This is a genomic window from Porphyromonas endodontalis ATCC 35406, from assembly GCF_000174815.1.
In the GTDB taxonomy this organism is placed as follows: domain Bacteria; phylum Bacteroidota; class Bacteroidia; order Bacteroidales; family Porphyromonadaceae; genus Porphyromonas; species Porphyromonas endodontalis.
The window spans coordinates 1-10,912 of the sequence record NZ_ACNN01000002.1; the positions used below are offsets into that span (position 1 = coordinate 1).

11 protein-coding genes are annotated in these 10,912 nt (G+C 40.0%); all 11 read right to left on the minus strand.

Annotated elements, in window-relative coordinates; translation table 11 throughout:
- Positions 1–208: 208 nt before the first annotated feature.
- Positions 209–1,009, minus strand: coding sequence for a hypothetical protein (locus tag POREN0001_RS00010; RefSeq protein WP_004331969.1), 801 nt, complete (start codon positions 1,007–1,009; stop codon positions 209–211).
- An 85-nt stretch (positions 1,010–1,094) separates the two neighbouring features.
- Positions 1,095–3,845, minus strand: a complete 2,751-nt coding sequence (locus tag POREN0001_RS00015; protein ID WP_004331967.1) for a hypothetical protein — start codon at positions 3,843–3,845, stop codon at positions 1,095–1,097.
- A 4-nt stretch (positions 3,846–3,849) separates the two neighbouring features.
- Positions 3,850–4,341, minus strand: coding sequence for a DUF4280 domain-containing protein (locus tag POREN0001_RS00020; RefSeq protein WP_004331966.1), 492 nt, complete (start codon positions 4,339–4,341; stop codon positions 3,850–3,852).
- A gap of 14 nt (positions 4,342–4,355) precedes the next feature.
- The gene (locus POREN0001_RS00025) at positions 4,356–5,159 is read right to left on the minus strand and encodes a hypothetical protein (RefSeq protein ID WP_004331971.1); all 804 of its coding nucleotides are present in this window, start codon (positions 5,157–5,159) and stop codon (positions 4,356–4,358) included.
- 48 nt (positions 5,160–5,207) lie between these two features.
- Entirely contained in the window at positions 5,208–5,774 is a 567-nt protein-coding gene (locus POREN0001_RS00030; protein WP_004331973.1) for a toxin-antitoxin system YwqK family antitoxin, read from the minus strand.
- A gap of 269 nt (positions 5,775–6,043) precedes the next feature.
- Positions 6,044–6,190 (minus strand): hypothetical protein, encoded by a 147-nt coding sequence (locus POREN0001_RS09320; protein ID WP_169307823.1) that lies wholly within the window; start codon positions 6,188–6,190, stop codon positions 6,044–6,046.
- 566 nt (positions 6,191–6,756) lie between these two features.
- Positions 6,757–7,302, minus strand: a complete 546-nt coding sequence (locus POREN0001_RS00045; RefSeq protein WP_224208856.1) for a toxin-antitoxin system YwqK family antitoxin — start codon at positions 7,300–7,302, stop codon at positions 6,757–6,759.
- A gap of 272 nt (positions 7,303–7,574) precedes the next feature.
- Positions 7,575–8,108 carry a toxin-antitoxin system YwqK family antitoxin gene (locus tag POREN0001_RS00050; protein ID WP_040579818.1) on the minus strand — a complete coding sequence of 178 codons (534 nt, stop codon included), beginning with the start codon at positions 8,106–8,108 and terminating at the stop codon, positions 7,575–7,577.
- A 219-nt stretch (positions 8,109–8,327) separates the two neighbouring features.
- Positions 8,328–8,888, minus strand: a complete 561-nt coding sequence (locus tag POREN0001_RS00055; protein WP_040579820.1) for a hypothetical protein — start codon at positions 8,886–8,888, stop codon at positions 8,328–8,330.
- Positions 8,872–10,191 (minus strand): zinc metalloprotease, encoded by a 1,320-nt coding sequence (locus POREN0001_RS00060; protein WP_040579822.1) that lies wholly within the window; start codon positions 10,189–10,191, stop codon positions 8,872–8,874. Before POREN0001_RS00060 ends, POREN0001_RS00055 begins: the two co-directional genes overlap by 17 nt.
- Before the next feature lie 14 nt (positions 10,192–10,205).
- On the minus strand, positions 10,206–10,912 hold a 707-nt coding region (locus POREN0001_RS09500), incomplete at its 5' end, for a phage baseplate assembly protein V (protein WP_004331968.1).

Sequence of the window (10,912 nt, forward strand, 5' to 3'; positions counted from 1 at the left end):
GAAGGAGAGGGATGATATCTCTTCGTGAAACAATCAATTCCACTCTACCTGAAAAAGAAAAAATTCTAGGGCTGTAAATTTTTGTTCCTCAGGCAAAACTGCAGTGACAAACTAGCCGATTTCCAAATCATTTCAGGGCAGCTCCCCCATAAGGAACGGGCTATTGCTGTCCGGTAACCCTTGGAGTTGTCCTAAAATTGGGGACAAATCATCTTATGACCTCTAATTCGTTTGCCCCCTGAGGTAAATGAAAGTACATGGGATAGTAATAGATCTTTTTTTCATTATTGTCGCAGTAGACTTCAGTCTTAAAACAGGTCTCTAATTCTATATCTTCGTATCTTACTAGTCTATTATTTCCATAGAAACCGATATTACAATTATCCATTGGCAAAACTTTCTCGGGCTCTGGCTGAAAGCCTTTCACCTCATCATCAACCCTTTCATATAGCATAACGCTGATTTCATAGCTCCCCTTGATAAGCTCTACGAATTCTTTATCGTTTTTACTCTCTATGGTTTTTGCAATTTTCCTATAAGCATTGTCCAACAGCTCGGGCAAATTGTCGATTTTGCTCAAGTCTTGAGACTTTGTCCATGCAGTAAATGAAAAAGGGACTTCAGCTTCGAATTCTGTTTTAAATTCCCAACATGGTAGATTTGGGGTATCCATTTTGACGAGAGGAAGGATTATTTCTCCTTTTCCATCGTGCGCCCAAGCATCCTCTTCTTTGTTTATCCCAAATTCAAATACCCCATTCTCCGGAATAAGAGTTTGACCTAAGGGAGGAAAAACTCGAACTGAAATTTCTTGCATCCCTGATGATAAGATAGCGGGATTGATAGGGATTTCCATTTCTGTTGATGAGAACTTACTCTCATTGTACTGCAGGACAGGAAAATCATTTACTCTTATATCAAACCCTACAGATGACGCTTCCATTTTTATGTAGTAGAAAGGGCGTTCGAGAAAGGAATCTATTTGAATGTTTATTTGACTATGTTCCATACGACTTGTTTGCTACTTTTTGTTTTGCATATTCCCGCTGCACGCCAAAAGAGCAGGTGCAAAGGGTTTTTCGATCAATCTTAAATTACCCGTTTATGTAAAACTTTCGATCAATATTAGCCTCTCCTGCCTTTATTATCGTCACCTCTTTCTTTTCTGTTCTCCTGAAATCACCTATTTTGGTATAATAAGAAAAAGTAATTTTTAGGCCAGAATGTTTTAATATGGGTTTAAAATAGATACCTTTATTGTCATCTATCCCTAAAGACATACCCGCTGAAAAATAACCTGCAGCCTGCGCTTTTGCTTCAAAATCAAAATCAGCACTAGTCACATAGAGTTTCAATTTTCCGGTGGCCTTGGCTAATAAAACTAATTTGAATCCAAATTGACCTCCAGCTTTTAACTCTCCCTCTTTCTTTAACGTGCTAAGTGTTGCTTCACCATCAATGAATAGTTTCCCGTAAAAAATCAAATCAAATCTCACATTCGCATTTGCAGCATATGCCAATAAATCTAGCGCCGTAATCACAACATTAGCCATGGGATGTAATTTTTTGCCCCATGCAATTAGGTCTATAGTTGCTTCTGCTCCTATAAGAGGATCTGCTTTAGCCTTTATTTCTCCTGTTAGAGCCATTTTATGGGCATTGCGTTGCTCTTTTCTGCCACACTCGTATTTCCATCCGGCTGCAATGCTAAGTTGAGGAGACTGTACTTCAATTGATAGAGGAGTTCTCTTTACTCGCGCTAACATTTCAGCATTAAAACCCTTTGTCGAAGTCCCTCTATCCTTTCCTGTTACTTGATCAACGAATTTCTTTATTTTCAGGAATGACCCTAGAAATAGTTTTACGTTTCCTGCAATTTTGTAATCCAGATTGACTGTTCTTGTCTTGTTCCAATTACACTCAAGGGCAAATGAGAATGTTGATTGTAATTTTCCGTCATATCCATCAATATCGGCTGCCTGTCCCTTATTAAAAGCCTCCTCTACACGATGTTGTCGCATTTGGACAAATGTATCTCGATAGTATAATGGATTTTTCATTCCATAATTTAGATGGAATGTCCACATAATGTCCGGATACACATTGATTTTTACCATCTGGTTGGGATAAGCGCAGGAATTTACAAGGACAAGATGGCTTTGTTTCAAGCTCTCCCTAGGCCAAATGTAGCGGAAAAGCCATGCAGAATCAACGACCTTATTCCCAACTTTGCCTAAATCAGTATCGTAAGTCTTATTGTAATCGTAATGCAAGAGCATTTCCAGTTTATTTCCGGAAACCTTGTAATCATTCTTCTTCACCCCCAACAGCTTGCTCAGATCAAAAACGTTTTTATCCCCCTTATGGGAGAGGTTTTGCTTCCTACACCTTTTCGTGTCAAGGTCTTTCAGTACAATAGTGAGATTAGGGGATTTTTCACTCTCACCTGCTACAAGATCAAAACCCGTGTAGCCTGTTAGGTCGCTCACTCCTTTATCTGTTTCTTCGAAGATGAGGTATGGTTCTCGTCCGGGAGAAGAAATCTCAATGGCCTTGTATTTGCAAGGGTTATTCACTGGGGCTTTAAATGTTCTATCATTTTTGCTTACGACGGCAAGCATTTTAGACTTATTCTCACTGAGACGTTCCTGGATATCTGATTTCTTTTCGTACCACACCTTGAGTCGAAGTTGCTTGCTTAACTTCTTTTTTTCTGTAGGCATATAAAGACCGGAAATAGCCTTTGCCATATTTTCTGCCTCAGCCCGAGGATCATGCCCCATATACGGTTCGGCAAATTCCCCTTGAGGATGTTGGTAGCGGATAGAAGTCGTTTCTCCATTATCTGCATCTTTTGTGTAGACCCCGGTACCTCCCTTAGTTTGCATATTCATTTTTTCAGTATCGAATGCCAAACCAGAAGTATTATCCGATTTTGTCTTTTTAGCTCTTGGATTATACATCAAGTCTCCTTCAACCTCTATCCGTAATTCTTTCTCACCATCATTTTTTTTGTGCCCCATTGCTTCACGCCAAGATGGTTCAATCAATAAAGATATTCGGGTTCGAGAGGCTAATTTTACATCGGAAACGATATTTCTTCCCAGGACTATTTTCTTTTCCAGCACCTTGTCACCACAAAATATTGTAAGGTAATATCTCCCAAAACTATGGAAATCGGACAAAACGTCATTGGGCATACGGTGTGAAACAATTTCCAAATTGACCATATTCCCATATGATTGTACAACGGGATGTAAAGTCTCACCTGTTGAGCATCCTGACCACGAAATATCTGTCGGCTGAGGATCATCAAAGAAAACAATGTAAATCCCGTAAATACTATTTTTCTTTTGGAAGTCAGGGATATTAAAATATGGCTCTAGCCAATAAAAGCGCCCTAGAGACCACGTTGAAGAGGCAGAGACAGCAACGGCCGAATTGTATACAGTTTCAAATACCCCCTCTTCAACCTCAATCGTTTTTTTTCGACTTGTAACAGTATTAAAACCATGGTTCTCCCATTTCCCATTATCGTTTTGAACAGCACACACCCAATTTATTTGTTTGAGCTCTGCATTTGACACTGGGGGCTTGCCGATGGGAGAGGGGGTAGGTTGCCATTTTTGACCCAAATCTGACAAGCCCGCTTTTTTTGCTTTTTCACGCCAACGCTCTGCTTCCAACCCATATGAACTTCCGATCCTTAATTGGACGCAGGCTTTGTCATATCCTCTTTTTATATAAAGGACATCGACCATTTTCCCTGCAACAGACACATTACGATGTAGGATAGCGTTTTTACCATCTTCTCCCGATACTACAATTTCATATTTCCAACCCATGGAATCAAATATCTACTGCTACAATAACTACACCTTCAAATAAATCGTGCTCAACAGAAGTAGCTGGATTGAGAAATGGATTTATTTGACTGTGTATTTCTTCTTTTGCCTTCACCATGTTCTCCGCCGAAGGAACGGCTTGTTGTCCATGATGTACAACTTCAATACATGGGCTGCCTCCACCCATGGGACAAATAGCTTTGCTTTCATTCGTTAGAATTTTTCCACCATTGCTTAGCGTAACCTTATCATAAAAGTTGATCCATTGGGAAACAACGGATTTGCAAGGGTTGTTATTCATCATTTTGCAACTCCCAAATGTGCCAGCCAAAAATGCCTGTCCAATTTCTCTATCGGTTGCGATCAACTGTTGCGAAGCTGTATTATCGTTGGCATAATGCTTCTTCTGAGTTTTTACCTGCAAGATATCTGGAGTTGTACCAAACTGGCACTTACAGGTTGCTCCGTGCACAAGAATAATTTTTTCTTTACCCATCTTCTTACTCCTTTTCAGCTTCGAAGGTAATGTATTCGTATGGATTGAAATAGCTTTTCTTCTTCTCCATCCTCTGACAGCAAATAAGTATCAGCATAAATATCGTCAATGGTTTTCATTTCTCTGGAAATGAAATAAGAAACTTTTGTTCTGTAATTATCCACCTGGGGGCTCCCACTCGGAGTAATAGAATATCTGATTGCCCGCCCATCGAAAGAGAGAAGAGTACTTTCTCCATCATCCTCTTCTCCCAGCATAAACTTCCCATTGAAGAGAAGTCTTTCACCATACTGCCCCAAGGGAATGCGAAGTTGGTTCGTTTTTTGATGGAGAACCTGATTATCAATAGAAAATGGGATTGCAAATAGGTTTATAAAAATGATATTTTCCTCAAATGCCGAATGCATGGCACTTGCGTCCCTGAGTACAGAGTCCATCCGATTAATATAAGGGAGCAGATATTCGCCTGTGTTTTCGCGTAAAACCTCCTCTTTCTTAGCTTCCCACCTTTCTATTATTGCTTGAGAGTTGTTGATCCGTATTGCTCCATCTTTTCGATCAATAGACAAATCAATCGGATAAAAAGCTTGGGAGATGGATACGTTCAACTTGTCGATAAAACTTTCGGGAGCATAGCCGTTGATAAAGAAGTGATCGCAAGTGTACAGCAAGCGATATTCTTGAAGATGTTCGATTGGAAGCGGCTCTATAGTTACATCGAAAAGCAACTTGGAGTTTGCTTCTGGATAGCACACACTTTGGCGATAGGTACGTATGGAATCTGCTTTGCCTCCGCTTTCCAGCCCTATTGTTTTCATTTGTCTTGTTTCTAATTGGGGTAATTATGCCAAAAATTCATGTGTAGCTCAATCTTCAAAAGTCACGCTGCTCTCCAAAACACCCATCCTGAATATCTCTTTCGCAACAACACGCCTAGAGCCTCTTATGCATACCCATACACCATCCTTAAGCCCCCTTTTATAGGAACCCGTCCAAAGGCTTTCTCCGCCAACACTATAGCATTTCCATATTCCGGTTCTTTGCCCTTTATGGTAATTCCCTTCTTCATTGTAATCCCCTCCTTCATCTTCTTCATACCAGTAGCCCTCTTTCTGATCATTATCATAATATCCAAAATCGCCTCCATGTATGGTCGGCGATATAAACAGACCCTGCCTTTTCCCATTTTCGAAAGTCTCGACCCAAAAGGATAAATCCTTGTCAAAAGTAACCCATTGGCCATGCTTTTTCCCTTTTTTGAAGCTGAGAATAGTTTTGTATGTCCTGTCTACCAAGATGTAAACCCCATCAAGACGAGAGGTATAGGTGCTATCATTAAGCTGTTCTTTCGTAAGAATCTCCTGAGCTTCAACTTTTAGGATACTTCCTAAAAGAAGAACAATCAAACATAAAAACCGACTCTTTATTCCCATGATATGAATCTATTTCCCTCTTTTACAAGACACCCCCTATCTTTTGTCTTAATACTCTTGGATGGATAGTAGTTTACCATCTTCTTGATCCGGCTCTTTTCTGCGTCCCATTATTCTCATCCCTATTATGCTCATTTTATATTGGCTAGCGATTTAGACAAATGTAATTTCCTAAAATTCGCTCACATGAACTCAATCTTCAAAAGTCACGCGGCTCTCCAAAACACCCATTCTGAATACCTCTTTTACAATAACACGCCCAGAGCCTCTTATGCATACCCATACACCATCCTTGAGCCCTCTCTTATAAGAACCCGTCCAAAGGCTTCCTTCGCTATAGTTATCGCATTTCCATACTCCGGTTCTTTGCCCCTTATGATAATTCCCTTCTTCTCTCTTTTCGTCATCTTCTTCATACCAGTAGCCCTCTTTCTGATCATTATCATAATATCCAAATACCCCCTCATATATAGTCGAGGATACAAACAGCCCCTGCCTTTTCCCATTTTCGAAAGTCTTGACCCAAAGGGACAAATCCCTGTCAAAAGTAACCCATTGACCATGCTTTTTCCCTTTTTTTGAAGCTGAGAATAGCCCTTTGTGTTCTGTCTACCAAGAAGTAAACCCCATCAAGACGAGAGGTATAGGTGCTATCATTAAGCTGTTCTTTCGTAAGAGTCTCCTGAGCTTCAACTTTTAGGATACTTCCTAAAAGAAGAACAATCAAACATAAAAACCTACTCTTTATTCCCATGATATAAATCTATTTCCCTCTTTTACAAGACACCCCAATTCATCAAAACAATACTAGATCCCCCATTGGAGAACCTTCATTAAACGCAATGCCTTTTGTCTCAACACTCTTTGATGGATAGTAGTTTACCATCTTGCTGCGTCCCATTATTCTCATCCCTATTATGCTCATTTTATATTGGCTAGCGATTTAGACAAATGTAATTTCCTAAAATTCGCTCACATGAACTCAATCTTCAAAAGTCACGCTGCTCTCCAAAACACCCATCCTGAATATCTCTTTCGCGATAACACGCTCAGAGTTATCCATGTCATAGCATACCCATACACCATTCTTGAGACCTCTCTTATAGGAACCCGTCCAAAGTCTTTCTCCACCGTGGCTATAGCATTTCCATATTCCGGTTCTTTGCCCTTTATGGTAATTCCCTTCTTCATTGTAATTCCCTCCTTCATCTTCTTCATACCAGTAGCCCTCTTTCTGATCATTATCATAATATCCAAAATCGCCTCCATGTATGGTCGGCGATATAAACAGACCTTGCCTTTTCCCATTTTCGAAAGTCTCGACCCAAAAGGATAAATACCTGTCAAAAGTAACCCATTGACCATGCTTTTTCCCTTTTTTGAAGCTGAGAATAGCCCTTTGTGTTCTGTCTACCAAGAAGTAAACCCCATCAAGACGAGAGGTATAGGTGCTATCATTAAGCTGTTCTTTCGTAAGAGTCTCCTGAGCTTCAACTTTTAGGATACTTCCTAAAAGAAGAACAATCAAACATAAAAATCTACTCTTTATTCCCATGATATAAGTCTATTTTCCTCTTTTACAAGACACCCCAATTCATCAAAACAATACTAGAACCCCCATTGGAGAACCTTCATTAAACGCAATGCCTTTTGTCTTAATACTCTTGGATGGATAGTAGTTTACCATCTTCTTGATCCGGCTCTTTTCTGCGTCCCATTATTCTCATTCCTATTGTGCTCATTTTTATATTGGCTAGCGATTTAGACAAATGTAATTTCCTAAAATTCGCTCACATGAACTCAATCTTCAAAAGTCACGCTGCTCTCCAAAACACCCATTCTGAATACCTCTTTTACAATAATACGCCCAGAGCCATTTGTGCATACCCATACACCATCTTTGAGACCTCTTTTATAGGAACCCGTCCAAAGGCTTTCTGCGCCATAGTTATCGCATTTCCATATTCCGGTTCTTTGTCCCTTATGGTAATTCCCTTCTTCTCTCTTTTCGTCATCTTCTTCACACCAATAGCCCTCTTTCTGATCATTATCATAATACCCAAATACACCCCCATGTATGGTCGAAGATGTAAACAGCCCCTGCCTTTTCCCATTTTCGAAAGTCTCAACCCAAAAGGATAAATCCTTGTCAAAAGTAACCCATTGACCATGCTTTTTCCCTTTTTTGAAACTGAGGATGGTGTTGTATGTTTTGTCTACCAAGACGTAAACCCCATCAAGACGAGAGGTATAGGTGCTATCATTAAGCTGTTCTTTCGTAAGAATCTCCTGGGCTTCAACTTTTAGGATACTTCCTAAAAGAAGAACAATCAAACATAAAAACCTACTCTTTATTCCCATGATATAAATCTATTTCCCTCTTTTACAAGACACCCCCTATCTTTTGTCTTAATACTCTTGGATGGATAGTAGTTTACCATCTTCTTGATCCGGCTCTTTTCTGCGTCCCATTATTCTCATCCCTATTATGCTCATTTTATATTGGCTAGCGATTTAGACAAATGTAATTTCCTAAAATTCGCTCACATGAACTCAATCTTCAAAAGTCACGCTGCTCTCCAAAACACCCATTCTGAATACCTCTTTTACAATAACACGCCCAGAGCCATTTGTGCATACCCATACACCATCCTTGAGTCCTCTTTTATAGGAACCCGCCCAATATCTTCCTTCGCTATAGTTATCGCATTTCCATATCCCAGTTCTTTGCCCTTTATGGTAATTCCCTTCTTCTCTCCTGCCCTCTTCTACTTCACGCCAGTAGCCCTCTTTCTGATCATTATCATAATATCCAAATACGCCTCCATATATGGTCGACGATGTAAACAGCCCCTGCCTTTTCCCATTTTCGAAAGTCTTGACCCAAAAGGATAAATCCTTATCAAAAGTAACCCATTGACCATGCTTTTTCCCTTTTTTGAAGCTGAGAATAGTTTTGTATGTCCTGTCTACCAAGACGTAAACCCCATCAAGACGACAAGTATAGGTGCTATCATTAAGCTGTTCTTTCGTAAGAATCTCCTGGGCTTCAACTTTTGAGAAACTTCCCAAAAGCAAGATAATCAAGCATAAAAGTCTACTCTTTATTCCCATGATATGAAACTATTTCTTCTTGCATTCTCAACCATTGTCTTCTCGAGAATGTAACTCTGTCAAAAGGATTCAGATTTTCTTCGTCTTTTGGATCTATAGGATAATCCATGATGTTGTCAGTTTTTAGCATTTGTAATTCGTAAGCATCATCATTGTCAAAAGTGTGTTCCAATCCCAAAACGTGACCTATCTCGTGTAGTAAAATTCTTTTTGCGTAATCAGCTCCGTCAGAATAAATATATTGCAGGCATATAATGTGATTCAATGTGGTTGGATTTACTCCTGCCCAAGCAGAACCATCAGATTTTTCTTTAGCAAGAAAACCGCAGAGGAAAGCACAAACCCCTTTATCCTCACATAATGGTTTTATTACCTCACGAAATGGAGATTTTATAATTCTCTTATCCTCTGTAAGACAGCCCTTTTTAATCCAATCTTTGGAGTCTATTTTTATATCCTTAAGTACAACATCACACTGTATCAGAGCTTGGTTAAGACCAAAATTGTTTACCCTATTTGCGACAGAATTTTTCCAGTCGTCATTTATGTCTCCCAAATAAAACTCATTAGCTCGTTTAATTTGGGACTTTTCCTCCTCATTTTCTGCCTTATCAGGATCATCCAGCAGTCGAATCAGAAAAAGGGTGAAACGATATATAGTATCATTGCGCAGAATGTTCAACTTCCCAACAAGGTTTTGGGAGGCTAAATCTCTTGCTTCAATAAATATCTTATCGTCTGCAATTTTTTCAGTGCATCTAATCTCGATTTCATGAGAAGATTTTTGTGAATCTATTTCCGTTGGACTCACCAACAAAGAAGGGGAGGAGGCTGATAATCCTATCTTAGTTCCAACGTTATCTTTGCTATTGTTTAAACTCTCTATTTCAAGTTTTAATCTAACTCCCTTTCCTTTTTCAGATTGCTGTTTGTAATCATCAGGGAATATCGACAACCATGGAACATAGTATGGTTTTCCATAAATCTTAATTGATTCGTAATCCTTTTCCAATTCCTCAAAGTTTGAACAGATATCCTTGTAATCATCCCTCATCCAATCGAATCCAAATTCGCCATCATAACCATCAGGTCTTCTGAAATGAACGATAAGTTCCGATTTTTTCTTCGCGGGATTGTCGGGAGGCGTAGGAGGAGCTTCGGGTTCCCCGAAAAAAAGACCTCCATCTGCCGTCTCATGGAATTTATCCGTCGCACTTTCCACAATATCAGATGCGGAGTAGATTTTATAATCTCCTCCGACCATTTCAGTGATGTGTCCTTTTACTTTTCTGATTCTGCTCATAACCGATCATGAAACTAAAAGAGAGAAGAATTTTCTCCGCCATTGTTGCGGATTTTCTTTTGTGCCTCTCTGCAAAAGGTTCCACTCACTTTATTGTCAATACCCTGATCGCCATTTACGACCGTTTTGCCCTGTTTTGTCTCGCTGTAGACATCTCCTTCTATATTCTCAACAAGGCTGCCGGATACAAAGACATTCATATCTCTAGACACAGTCGTATTTTTCATCCCCTGCACTGTTTCCACATTCGTCTCACCAACGGTAAGAGTATTGTTTTTCCCAATATGAGTATTCATATTTTCCAGGACATTCAGACTGATGTTTTTGGCATTGACCGTTAATGTTTCTGGTGTAGAGATTTCAATATTCCTCCCCTTTGTATCCAATCGAATAGTATTCCCCCCCCTATCTTTGATGGTGACACTCCAATCGCCATTCTCATCGTCGTCGAAGGCAATCTGATGTCCACTGCGAGTAGAAATACTTTTCAAATGGTTTTCCATATCACCACCTATTCCGTTTTTCCCATGGAAAAGGCTTCCCATCACGAAGGGGCGGTGTGGATCACCGTGCTCGAAGCCGACCATCACCTGGTCGCCGACTTCGGGTATTGTCACCAAGCCTCGGTTACTGGAGACCTGGTCACTGCTCCCGGCATCCGGTGTCTGCACCCTTAACCAATTGGTCGTAAGGCTGAGAGGCTTCTGCCAGTAGAACTGAA

What these genes read in the sequence shown, in the direction of transcription:
- POREN0001_RS00010 (WP_004331969.1), bottom strand. Translation starts at nt 1,009, where the DNA reads ATGGAACATAGTCAAATAAACATTCAAATAGATTCCTTTCTCGAACGC.
- POREN0001_RS00015 (WP_004331967.1), bottom strand. Translation starts at nt 3,845, where the DNA reads ATGGGTTGGAAATATGAAATTGTAGTATCGGGAGAAGATGGTAAAAAC.
- POREN0001_RS00020 (WP_004331966.1), bottom strand. Translation starts at nt 4,341, where the DNA reads ATGGGTAAAGAAAAAATTATTCTTGTGCACGGAGCAACCTGTAAGTGC.
- POREN0001_RS00025 (WP_004331971.1), bottom strand. Translation starts at nt 5,159, where the DNA reads ATGAAAACAATAGGGCTGGAAAGCGGAGGCAAAGCAGATTCCATACGT.
- POREN0001_RS00030 (WP_004331973.1), bottom strand. Translation starts at nt 5,774, where the DNA reads ATGGGAATAAAGAGTCGGTTTTTATGTTTGATTGTTCTTCTTTTAGGA.
- POREN0001_RS09320 (WP_169307823.1), bottom strand. Translation starts at nt 6,190, where the DNA reads ATGAAGAAGATGACGAAAAGAGAGAAGAAGGGAATTATCATAAGGGGC.
- POREN0001_RS00055 (WP_040579820.1), bottom strand. Translation starts at nt 8,888, where the DNA reads ATGGGAATAAAGAGTAGACTTTTATGCTTGATTATCTTGCTTTTGGGA.
- POREN0001_RS00060 (WP_040579822.1), bottom strand. Translation starts at nt 10,191, where the DNA reads ATGAGCAGAATCAGAAAAGTAAAAGGACACATCACTGAAATGGTCGGA.